This window comes from Streptomyces sp. NBC_01788 (assembly GCF_035917575.1).
Classification (GTDB): Bacteria; Actinomycetota; Actinomycetes; order Streptomycetales; family Streptomycetaceae; genus Streptomyces.
Window position 1 is genome coordinate 2490905 of record NZ_CP109090.1, and the last position, 22749, is coordinate 2513653.

Below are 22749 nucleotides of genomic sequence, written 5' to 3' on the forward strand. Positions count from 1 at the left end.
ACGGAACAAAGCCTCTCAGGCCCAGTATTCCAGCAGGTTACGACCCGGTTTCCGATGTGGTGACGTTCACCCGCGCGGCGATCGGCAGATGGTCGCTGCCCGTGCGCGGCAGGGTCCAGGAGCTCACCGGCTCCACTCCCCTGACCATGATCTGGTCGATCCGCGCCATCGGGAGCGACGCCGGCCAGCTGAACCCGAAGCCGCTGCCCGCGGCGCCCTGGGTGGAACGCATCTGGGAGGTGACGGCGTTGAGTGAGCGGTCGTTCATGGTGCCGTTCAGATCGCCGAGCAGGACCACCCTGGGCAGTTGCTCACCGGCGATCGCCTCGCCCAGCGCGTCCGCGCTCTCGTCGCGCTGCGCGGCGGTGAACCCGGCGTTCAGCTTCACCCGCACCGAGGGCATGTGGGCGACGTACACCGCGACGGACCCCTCGGGCGTGGCCACGCTGGCGCGCATGGCGCGCGTCCAGCCCAGCTTGATGTCGACGGCGCGGACGCCGCTGATCGGGTACTTGCTCCACAGCCCGACCGTGCCCTGCACCGAGTGGTACCGGTACTGCGGGGCGAGCGTCCGCTCGTAGACGGGGAGCGCGGAGGTCTTCAGCTCCTCCAGGGCGAGCACCTGGGCCCCGGAGGCGGCCAGTTCCCGGGCGGTGCCGGACGGGTCGGGGTTGTCGGCGTTGACGTTGTGCGTGGCGACCATCAGTTCGCCGCCGGTGCCCGTCTTGTCGGTGAGCAGGCCGCCGAACTGGTTGAGCCAGACGATCACGGGCAGCAGCACGGCGATCAGCGCGGTCGCCGACCTGCGCACCAGGGCCAGGACCAGCAGCAGCGGTACGAACAGGCCCGCCCACGGCAGGAAGGTCTCGATGAGGCTGCCGAGGTTGCCGATCCGGTTGGGGATCTGCGCGTGCACCACCATCACCAGGGCGATGGCGACCGCGAACGCGGCGAGGAGGAGGCCCCGGCGCCAGATCCCGGCGTCGCCGCGCCGGCCGTCGGTGAGGCCGTGCGCCAGACGCCGCAGCCGGCCTCCCCGGTGCCCGGGACCCGAACCGCCCGCCGTCTGCGTCACGTACGCCTGTCGCGCCATACCGTCGCCTCACTGCCTGCCGTGCACACCGTTCACCCCCGTGTTCTACGACCCTAGGGGATGATCGGCACCGTTCCCGCCGTCCTCGACGGCCGTACGGGCATGAGGACGAAGAAGTCGGCGCCCGGAGTTCCGCTTGCGCCGCCCACGGCCCGGTCTGTGACGAAACGCGCACATCAGCGCGGGGAACTGACAGGCCGTAGCCCTTCGAGCAGCAGGTCCACTATCTGCTCCGACAGGCCCTCGGGCAGGTCGGCGTCCGGGCGCATCACGCTGCGCACCAGCATGGGTCCGACGAAGAGGTCGACGAGTACCTCGACGTCGACGTCCCGGCGCAGTTCGCCGTCGCGCTGCCCGCGGCGCAGGACCTCCACCTGGAGCCTGCGCCGTGGCTCGACGACGGTCGCGTGGTAGGCGCACCAGATCTTCGGGCTGCTCTTCATCTGCGCGTAGACGTTGTGCAGGATGAGCGAGCTGCGGCTCACCAGGCCGCGGCGGCGCAGCTGTTCGAGGATGGCCACGAGGTCGTCGCGCATGGAGGTGCCCGGCAGTTCGGGGTCGGGGGGCTCGGCGGCGCGTACGACGTCGACGAACAGCTCCTCCTTGCCGCTCCAGCGCCGGTAGATGGTGGCCTTGCCGACGCCCGCGGTGCGGGCGATGCGTTCGATGGAGAGTTCGGCCAGCGGCACACCGTCCTCCAGCAGCTTCATCACGCCCTCCAGAATGGCGTGTTCCACCGCTTCGCTGCGGGGGCGCCCCCGAACGGGGGCGTCGGCAGCGGTGTGGCTGTCGGCAAGGCTCACGTGGGCCGTCCTTTCGTCGCACAGGAGATTGTCCATCGGGCGGCTCGCCGGTGGGTCCGACCCACCGACGGCCGCCCCCGGCCGGCAGTCCCCCGTCGCCGCGTGCCCCCGTCATATCCCGGCTACTCCACCGCCGCCACCACCTTCTCCTCTTCCTCACCCTTCTGCGGCACCGGCTGCCTGCCGGGCAGGAACAGGGCCACCACGACCGCGCCGACGAGCGCGACCGCGGCCCCGCACAGCGAGGTGACGTGCATGGCGTGCAGGAAGGCGTGGTTGGCCGGGTCGATCAGGCCCTTGCCCTGCGGGCCGAGCTTGGCCGCGACGCCGAGGGTGGCCTCGATGGACTCGGCCGCCTTGTCGCGCAGTTGGGGCGGGAGCAGTCCGAGCTTGCCCTCGATGTCGTTGCGGTACGCCGTCGAGAGCACCGAGCCGAGGACGGCGATGCCGAGGGCGCCGCCGACCTGGCGGAAGGTATTGCTGAGCGCGGAGGCCGAGCCGGCCTTCTCGCGGGGCAGGGCCTGCATGATGACGACGCTGGTCGGCGTCATGATGTGCGCCATGCCGGTGCCCATGAGGAAGAAGACGACCTCCAGCAGCCAGATCGGCGTGTCGGCCTCGAAGCCGGCGAAGGCGGCCAGCATGGCGGCGAGCAGGACCAGTCCGCCCGTGGTGGTGGCCTTGTTGCCGAAGCGGTCGACGACCAGCCGGGCCCGCGGCGCGAAGATCAGCTGTGCGACGGCCAGCGGCAGCATCAGCACACCGGACTGCAGCGGCGAGTAGCCGCGCACGCTCTGGGTGTAGAAGATGCCGAAGAACGTCACGCCCATCAGCGCGAAGAAGACCAGCGCGATGGCGGTCATGGCGGCCGAGAAGACCTTGTTCTTGAAGTACGTGACGTCCAGGGACGGGTGGTCGCTGCGCTTTTCGAACACCACGAAGGCCGCGAGGACGAGCAGGCCCGCCACGATCGTCGACAGCACGGTCGTATCGGTGAAGTCGGCGAGTTCGCCGCCCTTGATGATGCCGTAGACGAGCAGGACCAGGCCGACGACGGACAGGACGACGCCGATCGGGTCGAGGCGGCCGGGCCGCGGGTCGCGGGAGTCGGGCACCAGCCACAGCATCAGCGCGACCGCGATGACGACGATGGGAACGTTGACCAGGAAGACCGAGCCCCACCAGAAGTGGTCCAGGAGCAGACCGCCGGTGATCGGGCCGATGGCGATGGCCAGGCCGACGCCGCCGGCCCAGATGCCGATGGCCTTCGGCTGCTCGTCGCGCTCGAAGACGTTCATCAGGACGGCGAGGGTGGCCGGCATGACGAAGGCGGCGCCGACGGCCATCAGGGCGCGGAAGGCGATGAGTTGGGCGGGCGAGCCGGACTCGGCGGCCAGCGCGGAACTGGCGCCGAACACGATGAGGCCGCCGATCAGCACCTTCTTGCGCCCGATGCGGTCACCGACGAGGCCCGCGGTGAACAACAGGCCCGCGAAGACGAGCGTGTAGGCGTTGATCGCCCACTCCAGCTCGCTCTGCGTGGCGCCCAGGCCCGTCGGGGCGGGGGTCGAGATGGTCTTGATCGCGACGTTCAGGATCGAGTTGTCGAGCACCACTATCAGCAGGCTCAGCATCAACGCGCCGAGAATCGCCCAGCGTCGGCGGTGCACCGCCTCCGGAACCCGGGGGCCGTCGACGGCGCGGTCGGCAGGAGTAGTCATGCCGACGAGCCTAGGGCACTTCCGATACGAGACCGTCTCGTATCGCAATCCTTTACCCAGATCTTACGACTCGCGTGCCGAGACGTTGCGCACACGGGGCTCCCTCTGGCCGCCTCCGGCACGAGGTGCCACCATGGGAGGGATCCGGGGACGCCGTCAGGGCGCCCCGAGATGACTGAAGGAGCCGTTGTCATGACGCAGCTTTCGGCTGCCCACAACAAGCCCTCCGACGGCAGCAAAGCGCTGTACGGGGGGAAGGGCACTCGCCGCATCACTGTTCGCGACATCTCCCTCGCCAAGGAACGCGGCGAGAAGTGGCCCATGCTCACCGCCTACGACGCGATGACCGCGTCCGTCTTCGACGAGGCCGGCATCCCGGTGATGCTGGTCGGCGACTCCGCGGGCAACTGCCACCTCGGCTACGAGACGACCGTGCCCGTCACGCTCGACGAGATGACGATGCTGTCGGCCGCGGTCGTCCGCGGCACGAAGCGCGCACTGATCGTCGGCGACCTCCCCTTCGGCTCCTACCAGGAGGGTCCGGTGCAGGCGCTGCGCTCGGCGACCCGGCTGGTGAAGGAGGCGGGCGTCGGCGCCGTGAAGCTGGAGGGCGGCGAGCGGTCGCACGAGCAGATCCGGCTCCTGGTGGAGTCCGGCATCCCGGTCATGGCCCACATCGGCCTGACCCCGCAGTCCGTCAACGCCATGGGCTACCGCGTCCAGGGCCGCGGCGAGGAGGCGGCGCAGCAACTGCTGCGGGACGCCAAGGCCGTTCAGGACGCGGGCGCGTTCGCGGTGGTCCTGGAGCTGGTGCCGGCCGAACTGGCCGCCGAGGTGACGCGGATGCTGCACATCCCGACCGTCGGCATCGGCGCCGGGCCCGACACGGACGCGCAGGTGCTGGTGTGGACCGACATGCTCGGACTGACCGGCGGGCGCGTGCCGAAGTTCGTCAAGAAGTACGCCGATCTGCGGGAGGTCATCGGCGGCGCGGCCAAGGCGTTCGCCGAGGACGTGGTGGGCGGGACGTTCCCGCTGGAGGAGCACTCGGTGCACTGACCTCCGGTTGAGCCATCGCGGTACCAGGGCAGCCCCGCCGATCTTCCCCCGTCGGCGGGGCTGCCGGCTTTTGCGCCTAGGGTCTTTCGTTTGGATCAGGCCGGATCAGGGAGCGGGGTCTGGTGCTGGGGGCACCTCCCACGCCGTTCAGGCAGTGGGGGAGCGTCGCAAGGCGGAGGAGGGCGGCAGGGCGGAGCCCTGCCAACCGACGACAACGCCGCTGGGGGTGCCCCCTGCTCGAAGAGCTTGGGGGAGCGGTGCCAGACCCCGCGAGCCCGGCATGATCCAAACGAGAGGCCCTGAGCCGGCGCCGCTCTCGCGGAGGTGGTTGCTCACCGTCGTGGTTCCTCAATCGATGGTTGCGGTGCTCGTCGGCCGGATCGCCGGGCTGTCGGTGGGATGTCGGCGGGATGTCGGCGGTTTGTCAGTGGGGGCTGGCACTGTTCGGGGCATGACGCGAATCGACGACAACCCCGGCGGCGTGCCGAACGCCGTGACCGTGCGGGGGCTGGTCAAGCACTACGGCGAGACCAAGGCACTGGACGGCGTGGACCTGGACGTGCGCGAGGGCACCGTGATGGGCGTGCTCGGGCCGAACGGAGCAGGCAAGACCACCCTCGTACGCATCCTGTCCACGCTGCTCGCCCCGGACGCGGGACAGGCCACCGTGGCGGGCTACGACGTGGCACGGCAGCCCCGGCAGCTTCGCCGGGTGATCGGGCTGACCGGGCAGTACGCCTCCGTGGACGAGAAGCTTCCCGGCTGGGAGAACCTCTACCTGATCGGCCGGCTGCTCGACCTGCCCCGCAAGGAGGCCCGCGCCCGCGCCGACGAGCTGCTGGAGCGGTTCTCGCTCACCGAGGCCGCGCGGCGGCCGGCCCGCACCTACTCCGGCGGTATGCGGCGGCGGCTCGACCTCGCCGCCTCGATGATCGGGCGGCCCGCCGTCCTCTTCCTGGACGAGCCGACCACGGGCCTCGACCCCCGTACCCGCAACGAGGTGTGGGACGAGGTCAAGGCGATGGTCGGCGACGGGGTCACCGTGCTGCTGACCACCCAGTACATGGAGGAGGCCGAACAGCTCGCCTCCGAACTGACCGTCGTCGACCGCGGCAAGGTCATCGCGAACGGCGGCATCGAGGAGCTGAAGGCGAAGGTCGGCGGGCGCACCCTGCGCGTGAAGCCGGCCGACCCGCTCGAAGTGCGCCCCCTGGCCGGGATGCTCGACGAACTGGGCATCACCGGGCTCGCCGCGACGACCGTCGACACCGCGACCGGCTCCCTGCTCGTACCGATCCTCAGCGACGAGCAACTGACCGCCGTGGTCGGCGCGGTCACCGCGCGCGGCATCACGATCAGCTCCATCACCACCGAACTGCCCAGCCTGGACGAGGTGTTCCTGTCCCTCACCGGCCACCGCGCCAGTGCCCCGCAGGACACCGTGCCCGCCGAAACCCGCGAAGAGGTCGCCGTATGAGCGCCGTCACCACAACCCCTCTGGGCTCCCCCGGCCTCAAGGCCGACGCCCGGATCCCGCTGCGCAGCCATCTGCGGCACACCGGCGCGCTGGTCCGCCGCAACCTGCTGTGGATACGGCAGGACCCGGAATCGATGTTCGACGCGATCCTGTTCCCGGTGATCTTCACCCTGCTGTTCGTGTACGTCTTCGGCGGCTCGATCGGGCAGTCGCTGGGCGGCGGGCAGCAGCAGTACGTGCAGTACATCGTGCCCGGCCTGATGGCCATGATGGGGATGAACCTGGCCCAGAGCGTGGGCACCGGCTTCAACACGGACTTCAACTCCGGTGTCATGGACCGCTTCCGGTCCCTGCCGATCGGGCGCGGCTCGGTGCTGTTCGCCAAGATCTCGGTGGAGCTGCTGCGCATGATGATCGCGACGGCCGTCCTGCTGGTCGTCGGCGTCCTCGTGGGCTTCGAGATCGAGAACTGGCCCGGCCTGTTCGCCGCCGTGGGGCTGTCGGCGGTGTTCGGCTCGGCGCTGATGTGGGTGTTCCTCACGCTCGGCGTGGTGATGAAGAACGCGCAGTCCGTGCAGGCTATGGGCTTCCTGGTGCTGATGCCGCTCCAGTTCGGCTCGTCCATCTTCGCACCGCCCGGGACGATGCCGGGCTGGCTGCGGAACTTCACCGAGTACAACCCGCTGTCCGCCCTCGCGGACAGCGCCCGCGGGCTGATGGTGGGCGGCCCGGTGGCGCACAGCATGTGGTTGACGCTGGCCTGGTCGGCGGGGATCACGGTGGTGATGGCACCGATCGCGATCCACAAGTTCCGTACGAAGAGCTGACCGTACGGCGTCGCACCGTCGCGGCTCAGATCAGGGCGGCGGCCTCCTGCGGGGAGAGGCCGCCGCCCTCCGCGTACGCGGCCCCGTACGCCTCGTCGCCGAGCAGTTCCCGGGTGAGCGCGACGACCTCGTCGCGGACGTGGCGCTCCATGGCCGAGGCGACGTGGCGGGGCGGCAGCAGGGCGTCGGCGGCGCCGAGGCAGCGGGCGGCGTCCCGGGCCCGGCGTCCGCCGTCCACGCCGGCGAGGGCCCTGGCGGCGATGGTCAGGTACGCCGAGGGCATATGGGGCGCGATGGCCTCGGACAGCGGGTCCTGGGCGCGCTGGAGGGCCCGGCGGACCTTGTCCAGGGCGTCCTCGTACAGGCCGTCGACCGCGTCGACCCAGGACTCGGCGCCGAGGATGAAGGCGTCGAAGACGACGAAGTGCGAGATACCGAACTCCTCGCGCAGCAAACGCAGTTGTTCGCGCGCCTCGGGGGTGCGTCCGGTCATGCCCAATCGGCCGGCGAGGTAGAGGCGGGCGGGGGGCATGGCCTCGTTGTGGCTGTTCCGGCTCTGCTCGACGACCTCCCACAGCAGCCGTTCGCCCTGTTCGGTGTCGCCCGACTCCATCAGCGCGCTGCCCAGACGGGCGGTGAGGACGGTGACCTGGGCGGCGGCGCCGAGGCGTTCGGCGTGGTCGATGGCCGACCGGTAGTCGGCCGCGGCCGACAGGTAGGCGCCGGTGCGCTCATGGGCCTCCGCGCGCGCGGAGAGTGCCTCGGCGGTACCCCAGGCGTCGTCGAGACGGCGGAAGATCTCCAGCGACTCGTCGGCGTCCCGGCCGGCGTCCCCGGCCCAGTCGGTGCGGTTGGCCAGCAGGTTGGCGCGCCACTGGAGGGCGTGGGCCAGCTCCCACTCGAATCCCGGGGTCTCGCGGCAGGTGCGTACCGCGGCGTCGGTGACCTCGAGCAGGCGTTTCACCTCGCCGGTCAGCATCACCGCGAACATCCAGAGCATGCCGGGACTGCGGCAGATCTGCGGCTGGCCGGGCTGGTAGACCTGGGTGATGAGCCGCAGCTTCCGTTTCGCCTCGGGCGACTCCCAGGCCTCCAACTCGGTTTCCATGCAGGAGAGATGGACCAGGTGCAGACCCCGGCGGGCCTCGGCGAGCACCTCGCCGGTCATCGGGGGCGGGGCGTCCGTGCACCGCTGCCAGACGGGTTCGGCGGGCCGGACCGGCTCGGTGAAGGGGTCGGGGCCGAACTCGATGAACTCGGCGCACCAGTTGCGGGCCTCGAGGCGCATGTCGCGCATCTGCCAGTAGTTGGCGAGCGAGAGGATCAGGCACAGGCCCTCCTGCTCGTCGCGTGCGGCGACGGCGTGACGCAGCGCCGTGCGCAGGTTCTCGTACTCCAGCTCGATCCTGACCATCGCCTCCCGCTGACTGGAGCCACGCATCAACGGCTCGGTGGTGCGGGCCAGTTCGCGGTAGTACGTCAGGTGGGCGCGCTCGGTCGCGGTACGGCCACCGGTCTCGTCGAGCCGTTCCCGCGCGTACTCGGCGACGGTCTCGAGCAGCCGGTAGCGCATCCCGCCGTCGGCGGCGGGGGCGGCCACCACGAGGGACTTGTCGACGAGGGAGGCGAGGGCGTCGAAGGCGGCGGGGCCGCACACGGCCTCGGCTGCGGCGAGGTCGCAGCCGCCGGCGAAGACGGACAGCCGGCTCAGGACGTCCCGTTCGTCGGCGTCGAGCAGGTCCCAGGACCAGTCGACGACGGCCCGCAGGGTCTGCTGGCGGGGCAGGACGGTACGGCTGCCCGAGGTGAGCAGGCGGAAGCGGTCGTCGAGCCGGTCGGCGATCTGCCGCGGGGTGAGCATCCGCAGCCGGGCGGCGGCGAGTTCGATGGCCAGCGGCAGCCCGTCCAGGCGCCGGCAGATCTCGGCGCAGGCGTCCGCGGTCTCCTGGTCGGCGTCGGTGCGGAAGCCGGGCCGTACGGCGGCCCCGCGTTCGGCGAACAGTCGCAGCGCCACCGGATCGGGCAGGGGCTCGACCGGCCGCAGCACCTCGCCGGGTATGCCGAGGGGTTCCCGGCTGGTGGCGAGGACGGTGAGGTGCGGGCAACGGGCCAGCAGCTCCTCGACGAGGCGGGCCGCCGCGTCGACGACGTGCTCGCAGTTGTCGAGCAGGAGCAGCATGCGGCGCCTGGCGCAGTGCTCGACCAGCCGCTCGACGGGGTCGTTGTGCCGGTCGGCGACCGCGGCCCGCATCTCCTCGGCACCGGCGCCGTACAGCACGGTCTCGCGGGCGCCGACGGCGGTGAGCACGGCCCCGGGCACGGCCTCGGCGTCGTCGACGGGGGCGAGCTCGGCCAGCCACACGCCGTCCAGCGGCACCGGCCGCACGGCCTCGGCGGCCTCCTGCGACAGCCGGGTCTTCCCGGCCCCGCCCGGTCCGAGCAGCGTCACCAGACGCGCGGCGTCCAGGTCGGCCCGGATCGTCCCGATGTCGGCCTCGCGGCCCACGAAGGAGGTGATCCGGGCGCGGAGGTTACTCGGGGGGCGGGCATCGGCCATACCGGGGCCCACCTCCTCGCCCGCGGCAGCGTCCGGGACGCCGGCGGCAGGCCCGGCGAGGGGTACCGCCGCGGGGACGGCGGCCTCACCCGCGGCACGCCGCCCGGCCACCGCACCGGAACCGAGCTCGGGGGCCCAGCCCCCACCGCCCGCGACCGGGCCGGACGCCGCACCGGAGCCGGACACCGCGCCGGGACCAGGCTCAGCGATCCGGGCCAAGCCCGGGCCGGACACCGCACCGGAACCGGGCTCGGGGGCCCAGCCCCCACCGCCCGCGACCGGGCCGGACGCCGCACCGGAGCCGGACACCGCGCCGGGACCAGGCTCAGCGGTCCGGGCCAAGCCCGGGCCGGACGCCGCGCCGGAAGCGGGCTCAGCGGCCCAGCCCCCACCGCCTGCGACCGGGCCGGGCGCCGTGCCGGAACCGGGCGCCGGGGTCCGGGCCCCGGCGCCCGCGACCGGGCCGGGCCCCGGCCGCGTCCCGCCGGTGGGCCGCAGCAGTTCCGCGTGCAGCGCGCGCAGTTCCGGGCCGGGGTCGGAGCCGAGGCGGTCGGCCAGCAGTCGGCGTACGTCCTCGTAGGCGGCCAGGGCCTCGGCGGTGCGGCCCGCGTCGCGCAGGGCGCGCAGGCGGAGGGTCTGGAGGGGTTCGTCCAGGGGGTGCGTGTCGCACAGCGCGGTCAGCTCGGGCAGGCTCCGCTCGGCGTGCCCGAGGGCGAGGGCGGCGGTGAGGCGGGCGCGGCGCACGTCCAGGTGGCGGGTGTCCCAGCGGGCCGCCTCGGCGGTGCGGTCGGGCAGGTCGGCGAGGGCGGGGCCGCGCCACAGCGCGAGAGCGTCGTCGAGGACGGCGGCCGCCTTCGCGGGGTCGCCTTCGCCCAGCGCGCGCAGGCCCTCCCCGGCCAGCCGCTCGAAGCGGTGCAGGTCGACGTCGTCGGTCGCGGCGGCGAGCCGGTAGCCGCCCTCCGCCGAGGCCACCGCGCCCGCGCCGAGCGTCCGGCGCAGCCGCCCGACCAGGGCCTGGAGCGCGCCGGTGGCGTCGGCGGGCGGCTCGCCGTCCCACACCTCGTCGACGAGCACGCGCACCGGGACCGTACGGCCGGGACGCAGGGCGAGCACGGTCAGCAGGGCACGCAGCCGTGCACCGCCGAGCGGGACGACGGTGCCGTCGGGGCGGAGTGCCTGGGTGGTGCCGAGGATGCGATAGCGCACGAGGTCCATTGTCTCCGGTGGTCTCACGGACGGTCACGGGATTTCGGCGGCGCGGCGCGCGGGCGGTCCGGGAACCCGTGGCCCCGGACGGGACGTTCCGTCCGTGTGCCCGGTACGGTCGGGCTCGCCGCACGAACCGTACGAGCACAGGAGCCGTCCCCCATGACGTCCGTCACCACCCGCCGCGGCGACCGCCGGATCAGCCCCGTCTTCCTCGGCATCCTGGCCGTCACCGCGGTCGGGGGCTGGGCCGCCTGGACCGGGTTCGCCCCGATTCCGGGCCGCCAGGGTCTGTGGGTGTTCGTGTTCGTGACCGCGGCCTGGGTCGTCTCGCTGTGCCTGCACGAGTACGCGCACGCGCGCACCGCGCTGCACAGCGGTGACTTCACGGTCGGCGCCAAGGGCTATCTGACACTGAACCCGCTGAAGTACACGCATGCCGTGCTGAGCATCCTGCTTCCGCTGCTGTTCCTGGTCATGGGCGGGATCGGGTTGCCCGGCGGCGCGGTGTTCATCGAGCGCGGCCGGATCCGGGGCCGCTGGCGGCACAGCCTGGTCTCGGCGGCCGGACCGCTGACGAACGTACTGTTCGCGGTGGTGTGCACGGCACCGTTCTGGTTGCACGCGCTGGACGGCGTGCCCAGCGCCTTCCGGTTCGCCCTGGCCTTCCTCGCGCTGCTGCAGGTGACGGCCGCGATCCTGAACTTCCTGCCGGTCCCGGGCCTGGACGGCTACGGCGTGATCGAACCCTGGTTGTCGCACAACATCAAGCGCCAGGTGGAGCCGTTCGCACCGTTCGGCCTGATCTTCGTCTTCGCGCTGCTGTGGGTGCCCTCGCTCAACATCGCGTTCTTCGACGTGATCCACACGCTGCTGCGTCACCTCGGCGTCGGCCCCCTCGACCAGTACTGCGGCCACGACCTGTACCGCTTCTGGCAGGGCACCAGCGAGTTCTGCTCGGTCAGCCGGTGACGGAGCTGCCCTGCCCCGTCCGGCCGCGGCGGGCGTAGTACCAGGTCATGTTGGACGACAGCCCGGCCAGCAGCACCCACACCACCCCGAGCCAGCTGCCCTGGACGAAGGAGACGACGGCCGCGGCCACCGCGAGCAGGCAGACGATCAGGGCATAGAGGGCGAGGCGAGGCATGGGGTCGGCTCCTGTCGGGGGACACTGCTACGGCCACCAGTGTCCCCCATGGACTCATACGTCCGTGATCCGGAGCCCCGCGTGCGCCTTGTAGCGGCGGTTGACCGAGATCAGGTTCGCGACCAGCGACTCCACCTGGTGGGCGTTGCGCAGCCGGCCCGCGAAGACGCCCCGCATGCCGGGGATGCGGCCGGCCAGCGCCTGGACGATCTCCACGTCGGCACGCTCCTCGCCGAGGACCATCACGTCGGTGTCGATCCGCTCGATCCCGGCGTCCTGGAGGAGGACGGCCGACAGGTGGTGGAAGGCCGCCGTCACCCGTGAGTCCGGCAGCAGGGCGGCGGCCTGCTCGGCGGCGCTGCCCTCCTCCGGCTTGAGCGCGTAGGCGCCCTTCTTGTCGAAGCCGAGCGGGTTGACGCAGTCCACGACGAGCTTGCCGGCCAGCTCCTCGCGCAGGGCGTCGAGGGTCTTGCCGTGGCCCTCCCACGGCACGGCGACGATCACGATGTCGCTGCGGCGCGCGGTCTCGGCGTTGTCGGCGCCCTCGACGCCGTGGCCGGTCTCCTCGGCCGCCGCCCGGGCCCGTTCGGCCGCGCGCGAGCCGATGATCACCTTCTGCCCGGCGCGGGCGAGCCGGTAGGCCAGGCCCTTGCCCTGCGGGCCGGTTCCCCCGAGCACGCCCACGACCAGCCCGGAGACGTCGGGGAGGTCCCAGGGGTCCTTGGCGGGGGCCTTGTGTGCACTGTCGCTAGAGGTCATGGGCCGACTCTACGTCCGCGGCCCCGCCTCCGCCGGGTCCCCCGGAAGGGCGAACGCCGGTCGAAGTCCGCCCCGCCCGTACCCGTTTGCGGCAGGATGCGCGCGTATGGACGCCGTACGGGTCGCGCTGCTGCGCGAGGTGCTCGCCGGGACCGAGTGGCTGGGGACCACCCGGCGGTTCGCGGGGGTGCTGCGGGGGTCCGTGGTGTCGCACGGGGGCGGGCTGCTGCTCGTGGGCACCCCGCGGGACGAGCCCTGGCACCTGGCGGCCCACCTGGTGGACGAGGCCGCCTGGTCGGGCACCCCGGAGCTGGCCCCGACGCTGGTACGGCACGCCCCGCGTCCCTCGGACCGGGCGCATCTGGCCGTGGGCCTGGGACGGCTCGCGGCGGCCCGGCGCGGCGAGACGCTGCTCGTGGTGGCCCCCGAGGAGCCCGCCCCGCTCCTGGAGCGGGTGCACGAGGCCCGGCGGGCCGGAGCGACGGTGCTGGCGCTGGGCTCGGGCGGGGGCGAGCTGGAGGCGATGGCGCACGAGACGCTGGCGGTGCCGCCCGGCTCCGAGCTGGACCTGGACACCGTGCAGCACCTGGTGAGCGCGGCGGCCGGGGAGAACCCGCTGCCGGCCCAGCGCGGCCGCGGCCGCTTCCGGGACCGCTTGTCCCGACTGACGGACCTCCTGACGGCACCCCCGCCACCGCGCTGGTAGCGGGGCGAACGGAAACCGGTTCGGCTCGGGCAGGTCCGCTCGGGCTCGTTCGCCGCGTGGTGGGGCGTCCGGGCGTCGGTGTGGTCGGGCGGGGTGTTGTGGGCGGGTGCGGTGGGGGTGCCGGCGCTGTGCCTGCCGGGGCTGATGCGGTACGACGCCTGGACGAACGAGCACGCGGTGCGGCTGCGGGAGGACCGCGCGGCCGGCGCCGTGCGCGCGGCCGCGTGATCGGCGTGACCGGTGCCTTCGGGGCTGTTCAGCCCTCCTCGGTGCCGCCCGTCGGGGCGTCGTGCCAGCGAGGGTCGTTCTCCCACTCGAGGTTGCGTTCGCGGGCGGTGTCCATCGCGTGCTGGGCCTCCTCGCGGGAGGTGTACGGGCCGAACCGGTCCTTGGCGGGGCACTCGGGCCCCTCCTCGACCTTCTTGTGCTCCAGGCAGTAGTACCACTCGCCCGGTTTTCCTGCGGTCCGCTTCTTGAACAGGGCCATGACCAGCTCCTCTCGCCACGGACATGTTCCCCCATTGCCCCCGGATAGACTCGCCGACATGTCTGGCCAGTCGCTGCTCGTCCCCGGGGAGCTGTCCCCGCCCCGTTCCGTGCCCGGAAACATCCGCCGCCCCGAGTACGTCGGCAGGCCCGCACCGAAGCCGTACAGCGGGCCGGAGGTGCAGACGCCGGAGACCGTCGAGGCGATGCGGATCGCCGGGCGGATCGCCGCGCAGGCCATGGAGGAGGCGGCCCGGCACATCGCGCCCGGCGTCACCACGGACGAACTGGACCGGGTGGCGCACGAGTTCATGTGCGACCACGGCGCCTACCCCTCCACGCTCGGCTACCGCGGCTTCCCCAAGTCGCTGTGCTCCTCGGTCAACGAGGTCATCTGCCACGGCATCCCGGACTCGACCGTGCTGCGGGACGGCGACATCGTCAACCTGGACGTGACGGCGTACATCGGCGGGGTGCACGGGGACAACAACGCGACGTATCTCGTGGGTGACGTGGACGAGGAGAGCCGCCTGCTGGTGGAGCGCACCCGGGAGGCCCTCAACCGCGCGATCAAGGCGGTCCGCCCCGGACGGCAGATCAACATCATCGGCCGGGTCATCGAGTCCTACGCCAAGCGGTTCGGCTACGGCGTGGTCCGGGACTTCACCGGCCACGGCATCAACACGTCGTTCCACTCCGGGCTGATCGTCCCGCACTACGACAGCCCGCACGCCACGACGCTCATCCAGCCCGGGATGACCTTCACGATCGAGCCGATGCTGACGCTGGGCACCCACGAGTACGACGTCTGGGACGACGGCTGGACGGTCGTCACGAAGGACCGCAGGCGCACCGCCCAGTTCGAGCACACGCTGGTGGTGACGGACTCGGGGGCGGAGATCCTGACGCTGCCGTAGTACCGCTCCCCTCCGCCGCGGCCCGCTCCCTCCGGGGGCGGGCCTTTCCTTGTCTTCCCCATGTCCGTTTGGTCGGAATTCAGGGTAAAGTTTTCCCGACACCGTGTCGGTAAAGCCATTGACTTAGGCAAGCCTTACCTTAGAGGATGGCCTCATGGATTCCTTCTCGACACTCATCCGCACCGCCTCCCACGAGCAGCACACGGAGGCGGAGACCTCCACCTTCATGAGCGATCTGCTCGGCGGCCGGCTCGGCGTGGACGCGTACGCGCGGTACACCGAGCAGCTCTGGTTCGTGTACGCGGCACTGGAGGACGGAGCCGAGCGGCTGGCGTCGGATCCGGTGGCGGGCCCGTTCGTCCAGCCCGAGCTGTTCCGCCTGGCCGCGCTGGAGCGGGACCTCGAGCATCTGCGCGGCGCCTCCTGGCGCTCGGAGGTGAGCGCGCTGCCCGCGACCGAGGCGTACGCGGAGCGGGTGCGCGAGTGCGCCGAGCAGTGGCCGGCCGGTTACATCGCCCACCACTACACCCGCTACCTCGGCGACCTCTCCGGCGGCCAGATCATCCGCGACAAGGCGGAGAAGACGTGGGGCTTCACGAAGAAGGGCGACGGCGTCCGTTTCTACGTCTTCGAGGAGATCACCAACCCGGCCGCCTTCAAGCGGGGTTACCGCGAACTCCTGGACGGCGTGAACGCCGACGACCTGGAGAAGCAGCGGATCGTGACCGAGTGCAAGAAGGCGTTCTCCCTGAACACGGCCGTCTTCCACGCCCTGGCCGAGGAGTTCCCCCTGTCGGCCTGACCGCGGCCGGGGTCGGCAGGGCGTGGACCGTGCGCGTCAGCGCTCCAGGATCACCCGGCCGCCGACCTCGATCCAGCCGCCCGGTTGGGGGGCCGTGAGGATTTGTGAGCCCGTGCCCTGGACGATGTTCAGGGCACGTTCCAGTTTGGCCGTCAGCAGCAGGGCCGCCGCGCCGTTCGCCTCGTCCTCGTCGATGCCCCCGATGCAAGCCCCGGCTCCACTGGAGCGGCTGTCGCCGCGCTCATCGATTCGGCCGGGGAAGGCGCGGGCGCGGATGCGGCCGGCGGCCTCGTCCTCCCAGGACCAGGCGTAGATCCACTCGCCGGGCGGCGGTACGGGCAGGTCGTCGACCTCGGCGGCGGTGGCGTACTGGCGCAGGGTGCGCGGCGGGGCCCACTCCGGTCGGGCCTCGATCCAGGTGAACTCGCCGTCCAGGCGGGTGCCCACGGTCCCGGCGGGGGTGACCAGTTCCGGCACGTCCAGGAGCCACGCCACCCCCACGCACGGGTGGCCCGCGAACGGCAGGCGCAGGGTGGGGGTGAAGATGTCGATGACGCCACGCTCGGGGTCGTCGACGAACACCGTCTCGCTGAAGCCGAGTTTGGCGGCCAGTTCCTGGCGGTCGTCCCGGTCGGGGACGCGCGAGCCGTCCCGGACGACACCGAGTTCGTTCCCGTAGCCACCGCGCGGCCCGCAGAAGACGCGCAGCACGTCGTAATCAGTCACCCGGGCATTCAAGCATCGCGGCGGTGCCGTCCGAACCGGACTGCACCGCCGCCGACGCGGATCAGGCCTGCGTGTCGCGGCGCCTGCGCAGGGCGTAGAGCACTCCCGCGCCCGCCGCCACGGTCGCCGCGGCGGCCGCGCCCAGGGCGCCCACCGGGACGTCGGAGCCGGTGGCGGCCATGCTGCCGCCGATGCCGCCGGTGGTGGAGCCGATGCCGCCGGTCGTCGAACCGGTACCACCCGTACCGGTGCCACCCGTGCCGCCCGTGCCGCCCGTGCCACCGGAGGTGCCGGTGCCGCCCGTGCCCGAGCCGCCGCCCGACGTGCCGTTGCCGGAGGGGAGTTCGGCGCCCTTGGTGAGAGCGACGGACAGGTTCACCGGGTCGAGCGCGGTGCCCTTGTCGTAGAAGCCGCCGAACGCCTTGGCGCCGGCCTCGGTCAGCGTCGCCGTCACGTCGTCCACGGTGATGACGTCGTTCTTGGCGCTGAGCTTGGTGGAGCCGGCCTTCAGGTCGGCCAGGACCACGTTCGGCGACTTCTCGCCGAGGCTGGTGACATCGGCGGTCAGCTTGCCGGATCCGCCGTCGAGGGCGGCCCTGACGTTGTCGAGGGTGAGGTCGAGGCCGTAGCCGCCGCCCTCGCCCTCGCCCTGGTGGCCCTTGAAGTTGACCGAGCCCTTGAACGCGGCGGACAGGGTGCCGGCCTCGGTGTCGTAGACGCCGGTGGCGTCCGCGAAGGTGAAGGCACCGTTGCCGGACGCCTGGGAGGCGCCGCCCGACGCCGTGATCCGGCCCTTGGCCACCGGGCCCACGACATAGCCGCGGAAGGAGTCCTTCACGCCCCAGGTCAGCCTGCCGTCGGCGATGTCGCCCTTGGAGGTGGCGGGCGCGGTGGAGGCGGACGGGGAGGTGGACGCCGTGGGCTCGGCGCTCTGGGAGGCCGAGTCACTGGGCTTCGGGGACGTCGACGGGTTGCCGGTCTCCGACTCGCTCGGCGAGGTGGACGAGGTGGGCGGGGACGTCGGCCCCGGCGAGGTGGTCTCCGGCTCGCTGGGCGACGGGCTCGGCGACGTCGTGCCCGGCTTCTTCACCACCGACAGCGGATCGCCTGCCGCGCCCGCGTAGTTGGAGCCGCCGAGGAAGGTGCCGGCCTCGGTGGTGAGGGTGGTGGCCAGGCCGGTCATGTCCGAGCCGGTCGGCGCCGCGACCTCGGCGAACGGCACGTCCTGCTGGGTCGTGCCGTCGTCGCCGGTGAGGTCGGCGGTGAGGATGCCCGTGGCGCTGTCGTACTGGAAGTCGCTCATCACCCGCTTGAACCCGTGCACCGGCGACTCGGAGACGAGGGTGCCCTTGAAGGCCAGGTGCAGCGTGTGGTTGGTGCTGTCGTAGGTGCCCTGGCCGTCGGTGAAGGTGAAGACGCCGTTGCCGTCGGCCTGCGAGGCGCCGTCGGTGACGGTGAAGGTGCCCTTGGTGTAGGGGCCGGTGACGTAGTTCCGGTACGACTCCTTGATGCCCCAGCTCAGTTCGTAGCCGGTCAGGGGCACGGAGGCCGCGGCGGCGCCGGGAGCCGTGGCCAGGGCGGCGGCTCCCATCACGGTGGCCGTGGCCACGGCGGCGGCGAACATCACCGGCCGTCTGCGGGCGCGGGTGGCGGTGGCGGACATGGCGGTTCTCCTCGTGACGGGGTCCACCGGTGGGGCGGCGGAAGGAAGGAAAAGGGAGAGGGAAAGGGAATCGGACGTGGGGGGATGGGGAGTGAAGCTCTCTGGCTCAGCGGGCCGGACGGCCGCGAAGGGTCACGATCCGCCGGACCGCTCCTCGTCGGTGCCGGAACCCGTGGCCGACGCGGCGGCGGCCGTGCGGTTCCTGCGGCGGAGGAGCGCCGCGCCGCCGAGTGCCAGCACCAGCGCGCCTCCCGCGCCGAGCGCGACCGGCAGGACCGGGGTGCCGTCGTCGCCGGTGGCCACGACCGGTTCGACCGACGGGGCGGGGTCGGGGGCGGCCGTCGTGGGGGCGGGCGCGGCGGTGTCGGTGACCGCGCTGCCCAGGTCGGGCAGCGCGGGCAGTTCGGCGCCCTCGGTGAGGGCGACGGCCAGGGACACCGGGTCCATCGCGGTGCCCGCCGGGTACATCCCGCCGAACGCCTTGGCGCCGCGGGCGGTCAGCTCGGCCGGTGCCTCGGTCACCTTCGCCAGGCCGTCGCGGGCGGTCAGGTCCTTGGCCGCGAACGTGACCAGCGGGACCTTCCTGCCGGTCAGGCGGTCGCTCGCCACGTCGGCGTAGAGCGTGCCCGTGCCCTTGGCGACGGTGACGCGGACGGCGCTGAGTTCCAGGTCCAGGCCGTGCGCGCCGGTGAAGCGGACGACACCCTTGAAGGTGACGTCGAGTGCGCCCTTGTCGTACGTGCCCCGGCCGGAGGGGAAGCGGAAGAGGGCGCCGCCGTCCTGGGCCCCGTCGGTCAGGGTCCACTTGCCGCGGGCGATGTCGCCGGTGACGTACTCGCGGAAGGTGCGGCGCACGCCCCAGTCGACGGCGCCGTTCACGAGCGCCCGGTGCGAAGCCGCCTTCTTCTGCGCGGACTTGGACGGGCTGGGCGTGGGCGAGGGGGCCGCCGCCTTCACGGCCGGGCGTACGTCCGCCGCGAGGCTCACCGGGTCCAGCGGGGTCCCGGCGGTGTAGTAGCCGGCGAAGGACCGCGCTCCCTGGGTGGTGAGGGTGGCGGGCAGGTTGTTGAGGACGACGGCGTCACCGCCGCCCCTCATGTCGATCCCGCCGAGGGAGAGGGTGGCGAAGGGCACCTGAGTGGCGGTCGTGACGCTCCCGGTGTCCTTCGCCTTGCTGACGACGTCCACGTAGAGCGTGCCGACGGAGCCGTTGATGCTCACGGTGGGCCGGCTGAGGGTGAGGTCGAGCTGGTAGCCGCCGCTTGCCGCCTGATGGCCGACGAAGCGGACACCGCCGGAGAACGAGGCACGGAACGCGCCCATGGCGCCGTCGTAGGAGCCGGTCGCCGAGTGGAAGCGGAAGGTGCTGCCGCCGACCGTCGCGGCACCGCCGGTCAGGAAGTAACTCCCCTTGGCTATCGGCCCGGTGACATAGCTCTGGAAGGAGGACTTGATGCCCCAGTCCAGTCGGCCGCCCTGGACGGTACGGCTCTCGGCGTGGGCGGCGGTGGCCGGCAGCAGGACCGCCGACAGCGCCGCGGCGAGCACGGCGAGAGCCGTGAACGACGCGGTGACCAGAGCGCGAAGGCGCGCGGGCATGGGGAACCTCCCGATCCACAACCGGTAGCAAACGAAGGTAAGGCTAACCTAAGATGTGCCGGTCAGATGCTGGCAGTACCCCCCGAAAGGAACGGACGGAACCGTGCGACGCTTGCGCACAACACTGGCGGGAGCACTGGTGTCCGTGCTCGCCCTCACCCTGACCGCTACCGGTTGTTCCGGCTCAAGACCCTCCGGCACGGACCGGGGATCCGCCGCGACGACGGCTGCCGCCGCCGTCGACAACCGGGTCGAACCCCTGGCCGGCACACCCTCGCCCCGGCTGCCCGTCACGGTCCGTTCCGCCGACGGCAAGGAGGTGACCGTCAAGAAGGCGCGCCGGATCGTCCCGTTGTCCGGAAGTCTCAGCGAGATCGTGTTCACGCTGGGGCTCGGCGACCGGGTCGTCGCCCGTGACATCACCGCCACCTTCCAGCAGGCGGCCGAGCTGCCGGTGGTGACACGCAATCACGACGTGTCCGCCGAGAGCGTCCTGTCCCTCGCCCCGGACCTGGTGCTGGCCGAGACCACCAGCGGGCCGGTGGAGGCCATGGACCAGATCCGCGCCGCGGGCGTTCCCGTGCTCGTGGTGAAGCCGGCCGCCGGCCTCGCCGACGTGGGGGCGCGCATCCAGGCGGTCGCCGGCGCGCTCGGCGTACCGGCCGCGGGCCAGGAGCTGACCAGGCGCTCCCAGGACCGGATCGACGCCGTGCGCGAGGCGATCCCGGCGCACGCCGACCATCCCCGCGTCGCCTTCCTGTACCTGCGCGGCTCGGCCTCGGTCTATCTGATCGGCGGCGCCGAGTCCGGCGCGACCTCGCTCATCGAGGCGGCCGGCGGGATCGACGGGGGCGCCGACTCGGGGCTGACGGAGGACTTCACCGCCATCACCACCGAGGCGCTGGCGAAGGCGGCTCCGGACGCGATCCTGGTGATGAGCAAGGGCCTCGAATCCGTCGGCGGCCTCGACGGGCTGGTGAAGATCCCCGGTATCGCCCAGACACCGGCGGGCATCGAGCGCCGGGTCGTGTCCGTCGAGGACGGCGTGCTGCTCAACTACGGCCCGCGCACGGACCAGGTGCTGCGCTCGATCGTCGACCAGCTCTACGCGGGCGGTGCCCGGTGACGGCACTGGACGACAAGCCCGTACGCCCCCTCCAGGCGCCGCCCGCGCCCGCCGGGCAGAAGCGGCGCGGCACGGCCTGGTTCCTGACGGGAGGTCTGGTGCTCGGCCTGCTCGTGCTGGTGCCGGTCGCCGCCGGGACCGGCGCGTACCCGATCCCGACCGGCGAGGTGCTCTCCTCCGTGCTGCACCGGATCGGCCTCGGTGGCGACGGTCTCGACCGGGTCGCGGAGTCGGTGCTGTGGAACGTGCGCTTCCCGCGCATCGTGCTGGCCCTGCTCGTGGGCGCCTCGCTGGGCTGCGCGGGCGCGCTGATGCAGGGCGTGTTCGGCAATCCGCTGGCCGAGCCGGGCGTCATCGGGGTCTCCTCGGGCGCGGCGGTCGGCGCGGTCGCCGCGATCGCCCTCGGGCTCGACTTCCTCGGCACCTGGACGGTTTCGGTGGCCGCCTTCGCGGCGGGCCTCGGCACGGTCCTGCTGGTGTACGCGATGGCGCGCTCGGGCGGCCGCACCGAGGTGGTGACGCTGATCCTCACCGGGATCGCGGTGAACGCCTTCGCGGGCGCGCTGATCGGCCTGTTCCTGTTCTTCGCCGACTCCGCCGCGGTCAACCAGATCGCCTTCTGGCAGCTCGGCTCGCTCTCCCAGGCCACCTGGCCGAAGGTCATGGCCGTCCTGCCGTGCGCGGTGCTCGGACTGGGTGTCGCGCCGCTGTACGCGCGCCGCCTGGACCTGCTCTCGCTCGGCGAGGGTCCGGCCCGGCACCTGGGCGTGGACGTGGAGCGGTTGCGCGTCGTGCTGGTGCTGGTCGTCGCCCTGCTGACCGCGGCGGCCGTCAGCGTCGCCGGGATCATCGGCTTCGTCGGTCTGGTCGTACCGCATCTGCTGCGGATGGCGGCCGGGCCCGGGCACCGCTTCCTGGTGCCGGGCAGCGCCCTGCTCGGCGCGCTCGTCCTGCTCGGCGCGGATCTGGCCGCCCGCACCGTCGCCGCACCCGCCGAGCTTCCGCTCGGCGTGCTCACCGCACTGGTCGGCAGCCCGTTCTTCTTCTGGCTGCTGCGCCGCACCCGCCGCAGGCAAGGAGGCTGGGCATGAGACTGCCGAGGATCCGACCGGTTCCCCCCGCCCCAACCAGTCCGGGGGACGTGCTCGCCGAGACGGAGGCGCTGCGGGTGCGCCGCGGCGCCCGCGAGGTGCTCGACGGCGTCGACGTCGCGGTCCGCGCCGGGGAGGTGCTGGCCCTGGTGGGCCCCAACGGCACCGGAAAGTCGACCCTGTTGGCCGCGCTCGCCGCCGATCTCCCGCCCACGGGGGGCGTGGTGCGCGTGCACGGCCGCCCGGCCCACGAGTGGTCCGCGCCCGAACTGGCGCTGCGCCGCGCCGTGCTGCCGCAGTCGGCGGCGCTCTCCTTCCCCTTCGCCGTCGAGGAGGTCGTGCGGATGGGCCGTGCCCCGCACGCGTCCTCGGCGTCCCCGGACGAGGACGAGCGGATCGTGGCCGAGGCGATGGCCGCCACCGAGGTGACCGCGTTCGCCGCGCGCCCGTTCCCGGCGCTCAGCGGCGGTGAGCGGGCCCGGGTCGCACTCGCCCGGGTGCTGGCCCAGCGGGCACCGCTGCTGCTGCTCGACGAGCCGACCGCCGCGCTCGACCTGAAGCACCAGGAGATGGTGCTGCGGCTGTGCCGGGAAAGGGCGCACGCCGGGGACGCGGTCGTCGTGGTGCTGCACGACCTGGGACTGGCCGCCGCGTACGCGCACCGTGTCGCGATCCTGTGCGCCGGTCGTGTCGTGGCCGACGGCCCGCCCGCCGAGGTGTTCTCCGAGGCGCTGCTCTCCCGGGTCTACGACCAGCAGGTCGAGGTGCTGCCGCATCCGCGTACGGGTGCGGTCCTGGTGACCCCCAGAAGGACCCCTTGACTCTTCCTTGACCTCCCCTTTGCCCGCCCTTGGCGCATTCGCGATCAGTTCGTTCCCGTACGCGGATCATGAGACAGGAATCACGGTCCGCACGGGTAGGAACCAGGTAAGCCTCGGTTAAGTTAGGCAAGCCTCACCAAGGGTTGTGGGGTGTCAGGTCACC

The 22749-nt window shown here is 72.4% G+C and carries 20 protein-coding genes and 1 pseudogene; 11 read left to right on the forward strand and 10 right to left on the reverse strand.

The annotated features are described in order from the left end of the window. Nucleotides 1-37: 37 nt before the first annotated feature. The 3 genes from OIE49_RS11455 to OIE49_RS11465 all read right to left on the reverse strand — a co-directional run bounded on the left by OIE49_RS11455 (nucleotide 38) and on the right by OIE49_RS11465 (nucleotide 3617). Nucleotides 38-1093, reverse strand: a complete 1056-nt coding sequence (locus tag OIE49_RS11455) for an endonuclease/exonuclease/phosphatase family protein (RefSeq protein ID WP_326802222.1) — start codon at nucleotides 1091-1093, stop codon at nucleotides 38-40. Between the two features lie 176 nt (nucleotides 1094-1269). Beyond that, the gene (locus tag OIE49_RS11460; RefSeq protein WP_234375400.1) at nucleotides 1270-1896 is read right to left on the reverse strand and encodes a TetR/AcrR family transcriptional regulator; all 627 of its coding nucleotides are present in this window, start codon (nucleotides 1894-1896) and stop codon (nucleotides 1270-1272) included. Nucleotides 1897-2018: 122 nt separating this feature from the next. Beyond that, entirely contained in the window at nucleotides 2019-3617 is a 1599-nt protein-coding gene (locus tag OIE49_RS11465) for an MFS transporter (RefSeq protein WP_326802223.1), read from the reverse strand. Between the two features lie 192 nt (nucleotides 3618-3809). Here OIE49_RS11465 and panB point away from each other — a divergent pair, with 192 nt between their 5' ends. The 3 genes from panB (at nucleotide 3810) to OIE49_RS11480 (ending at nucleotide 6980) form a co-directional block, all read left to right on the forward strand. Continuing rightward, nucleotides 3810-4676, forward strand: a complete 867-nt coding sequence (panB, locus tag OIE49_RS11470) for a 3-methyl-2-oxobutanoate hydroxymethyltransferase (protein WP_100567095.1) — start codon at nucleotides 3810-3812, stop codon at nucleotides 4674-4676. Nucleotides 4677-5127: 451 nt separating this feature from the next. Beyond that, nucleotides 5128-6153 carry an ATP-binding cassette domain-containing protein gene (locus OIE49_RS11475; protein WP_326802224.1) on the forward strand — a complete coding sequence of 342 codons (1026 nt, stop codon included), beginning with the start codon at nucleotides 5128-5130 and terminating at the stop codon, nucleotides 6151-6153. Then, nucleotides 6150-6980, forward strand: a complete 831-nt coding sequence (locus OIE49_RS11480) for an ABC transporter permease (protein WP_100567093.1) — start codon at nucleotides 6150-6152, stop codon at nucleotides 6978-6980. Before OIE49_RS11475 ends, OIE49_RS11480 begins: the two co-directional genes overlap by 4 nt. 25 nt (nucleotides 6981-7005) lie before the next feature. Here OIE49_RS11480 and OIE49_RS11485 read toward each other — a convergent pair whose 3' ends face one another. Continuing rightward, nucleotides 7006-10752 carry an AfsR/SARP family transcriptional regulator gene (locus OIE49_RS11485; protein ID WP_326802225.1) on the reverse strand — a complete coding sequence of 1249 codons (3747 nt, stop codon included), beginning with the start codon at nucleotides 10750-10752 and terminating at the stop codon, nucleotides 7006-7008. Nucleotides 10753-10905: 153 nt separating this feature from the next. On the opposite strand from OIE49_RS11485, the gene OIE49_RS11490 reads away from it, so the two are divergent. Continuing rightward, on the forward strand, nucleotides 10906-11715 hold the full coding sequence (locus OIE49_RS11490; protein WP_326802226.1) for a site-2 protease family protein: 810 nt from the start codon (nucleotides 10906-10908) through the stop codon (nucleotides 11713-11715). Here the strand turns inward: OIE49_RS11490 and OIE49_RS11495 are convergent. Both OIE49_RS11495 and npdG read right to left on the reverse strand, forming a co-directional pair. Then, nucleotides 11705-11890 carry a hypothetical protein gene (locus tag OIE49_RS11495; RefSeq protein ID WP_326802227.1) on the reverse strand — a complete coding sequence of 62 codons (186 nt, stop codon included), beginning with the start codon at nucleotides 11888-11890 and terminating at the stop codon, nucleotides 11705-11707. The two genes, OIE49_RS11490 and OIE49_RS11495, sit on opposite strands and share 11 nt — an antisense overlap. A 54-nt stretch (nucleotides 11891-11944) precedes the next feature. Next, complete coding sequence (npdG, locus tag OIE49_RS11500) at nucleotides 11945-12649, reverse strand: NADPH-dependent F420 reductase (RefSeq protein ID WP_326802228.1); 705 nt, start codon at nucleotides 12647-12649, stop codon at nucleotides 11945-11947. A 106-nt stretch (nucleotides 12650-12755) separates the two neighbouring features. Here npdG and OIE49_RS11505 point away from each other — a divergent pair, with 106 nt between their 5' ends. After that, a complete protein-coding gene (locus tag OIE49_RS11505; RefSeq protein ID WP_326802229.1) occupies nucleotides 12756-13355 on the forward strand; it encodes a hypothetical protein in 600 nt (199 codons plus the stop codon). Nucleotides 13356-13376: 21 nt separating this feature from the next. Further along, nucleotides 13377-13583, forward strand: a pseudogene (locus OIE49_RS11510) (MFS transporter); the annotation flags it as partial. A gap of 28 nt (nucleotides 13584-13611) precedes the next feature. Here the strand turns inward: OIE49_RS11510 and OIE49_RS11515 are convergent. Beyond that, on the reverse strand, nucleotides 13612-13842 hold the full coding sequence (locus tag OIE49_RS11515) for a hypothetical protein (RefSeq protein WP_326802230.1): 231 nt from the start codon (nucleotides 13840-13842) through the stop codon (nucleotides 13612-13614). 58 nt (nucleotides 13843-13900) lie between these two features. Between OIE49_RS11515 and map the strand changes: the two genes are divergently transcribed. Both map and OIE49_RS11525 read left to right on the forward strand, forming a co-directional pair. Then, on the forward strand, nucleotides 13901-14758 hold the full coding sequence (map, locus tag OIE49_RS11520) for a type I methionyl aminopeptidase (protein WP_100567086.1): 858 nt from the start codon (nucleotides 13901-13903) through the stop codon (nucleotides 14756-14758). 154 nt (nucleotides 14759-14912) lie between these two features. Further along, nucleotides 14913-15560: a biliverdin-producing heme oxygenase gene (locus OIE49_RS11525; RefSeq protein ID WP_326802231.1), complete on the forward strand. Its 648-nt coding sequence runs from the start codon at nucleotides 14913-14915 to the stop codon at nucleotides 15558-15560. Between the two features lie 36 nt (nucleotides 15561-15596). Here the strand turns inward: OIE49_RS11525 and OIE49_RS11530 are convergent, their stop codons facing one another. The 3 genes from OIE49_RS11530 to OIE49_RS11540 all read right to left on the reverse strand — a co-directional run bounded on the left by OIE49_RS11530 (nucleotide 15597) and on the right by OIE49_RS11540 (nucleotide 19548). Beyond that, nucleotides 15597-16286, reverse strand: a complete 690-nt coding sequence (locus OIE49_RS11530) for a PhzF family phenazine biosynthesis protein (protein ID WP_326802232.1) — start codon at nucleotides 16284-16286, stop codon at nucleotides 15597-15599. 61 nt (nucleotides 16287-16347) lie between these two features. Further along, nucleotides 16348-17949: an HtaA domain-containing protein gene (locus OIE49_RS11535; RefSeq protein ID WP_326802233.1), complete on the reverse strand. Its 1602-nt coding sequence runs from the start codon at nucleotides 17947-17949 to the stop codon at nucleotides 16348-16350. A 132-nt stretch (nucleotides 17950-18081) separates the two neighbouring features. After that, nucleotides 18082-19548, reverse strand: a complete 1467-nt coding sequence (locus tag OIE49_RS11540; protein ID WP_326802234.1) for an HtaA domain-containing protein — start codon at nucleotides 19546-19548, stop codon at nucleotides 18082-18084. Nucleotides 19549-19660: 112 nt separating this feature from the next. On the opposite strand from OIE49_RS11540, the gene OIE49_RS11545 reads away from it, so the two are divergent. From OIE49_RS11545 to OIE49_RS11555, 3 genes are read left to right on the forward strand one after another with little or no spacing between them, the layout of a single operon-like run. Further along, nucleotides 19661-20674: a heme/hemin ABC transporter substrate-binding protein gene (locus OIE49_RS11545; protein ID WP_326802235.1), complete on the forward strand. Its 1014-nt coding sequence runs from the start codon at nucleotides 19661-19663 to the stop codon at nucleotides 20672-20674. Next, on the forward strand, nucleotides 20671-21765 hold the full coding sequence (locus OIE49_RS11550; RefSeq protein WP_401785655.1) for a FecCD family ABC transporter permease: 1095 nt from the start codon (nucleotides 20671-20673) through the stop codon (nucleotides 21763-21765). The genes OIE49_RS11545 and OIE49_RS11550 overlap by 4 nt, the downstream gene beginning before the upstream one ends. Then, entirely contained in the window at nucleotides 21762-22586 is an 825-nt protein-coding gene (locus tag OIE49_RS11555) for a heme ABC transporter ATP-binding protein (RefSeq protein WP_326802236.1), read from the forward strand. Before OIE49_RS11550 ends, OIE49_RS11555 begins: the two co-directional genes overlap by 4 nt. Nucleotides 22587-22749: the final 163 nt, after the last annotated feature.

What these genes read in the sequence shown, in the direction of transcription:
- OIE49_RS11455 (WP_326802222.1), bottom strand. Translation starts at nt 1,093, where the DNA reads ATGGCGCGACAGGCGTACGTGACGCAGACGGCGGGCGGTTCGGGTCCC.
- OIE49_RS11465 (WP_326802223.1), bottom strand. Translation starts at nt 3,617, where the DNA reads ATGACTACTCCTGCCGACCGCGCCGTCGACGGCCCCCGGGTTCCGGAG.
- panB (WP_100567095.1), top strand. Translation starts at nt 3,810, where the DNA reads ATGACGCAGCTTTCGGCTGCCCACAACAAGCCCTCCGACGGCAGCAAA.
- OIE49_RS11475 (WP_326802224.1), top strand. Translation starts at nt 5,128, where the DNA reads ATGACGCGAATCGACGACAACCCCGGCGGCGTGCCGAACGCCGTGACC.
- OIE49_RS11480 (WP_100567093.1), top strand. Translation starts at nt 6,150, where the DNA reads ATGAGCGCCGTCACCACAACCCCTCTGGGCTCCCCCGGCCTCAAGGCC.
- OIE49_RS11485 (WP_326802225.1), bottom strand. Translation starts at nt 10,752, where the DNA reads ATGGACCTCGTGCGCTATCGCATCCTCGGCACCACCCAGGCACTCCGC.
- OIE49_RS11490 (WP_326802226.1), top strand. Translation starts at nt 10,906, where the DNA reads ATGACGTCCGTCACCACCCGCCGCGGCGACCGCCGGATCAGCCCCGTC.
- OIE49_RS11495 (WP_326802227.1), bottom strand. Translation starts at nt 11,890, where the DNA reads ATGCCTCGCCTCGCCCTCTATGCCCTGATCGTCTGCCTGCTCGCGGTG.
- npdG (WP_326802228.1), bottom strand. Translation starts at nt 12,649, where the DNA reads ATGACCTCTAGCGACAGTGCACACAAGGCCCCCGCCAAGGACCCCTGG.
- OIE49_RS11505 (WP_326802229.1), top strand. Translation starts at nt 12,756, where the DNA reads ATGGACGCCGTACGGGTCGCGCTGCTGCGCGAGGTGCTCGCCGGGACC.
- OIE49_RS11515 (WP_326802230.1), bottom strand. Translation starts at nt 13,842, where the DNA reads ATGGCCCTGTTCAAGAAGCGGACCGCAGGAAAACCGGGCGAGTGGTAC.
- map (WP_100567086.1), top strand. Translation starts at nt 13,901, where the DNA reads ATGTCTGGCCAGTCGCTGCTCGTCCCCGGGGAGCTGTCCCCGCCCCGT.
- OIE49_RS11525 (WP_326802231.1), top strand. Translation starts at nt 14,913, where the DNA reads ATGGATTCCTTCTCGACACTCATCCGCACCGCCTCCCACGAGCAGCAC.
- OIE49_RS11535 (WP_326802233.1), bottom strand. Translation starts at nt 17,949, where the DNA reads ATGTCCGCCACCGCCACCCGCGCCCGCAGACGGCCGGTGATGTTCGCC.
- OIE49_RS11540 (WP_326802234.1), bottom strand. Translation starts at nt 19,548, where the DNA reads ATGCCCGCGCGCCTTCGCGCTCTGGTCACCGCGTCGTTCACGGCTCTC.
- OIE49_RS11555 (WP_326802236.1), top strand. Translation starts at nt 21,762, where the DNA reads ATGAGACTGCCGAGGATCCGACCGGTTCCCCCCGCCCCAACCAGTCCG.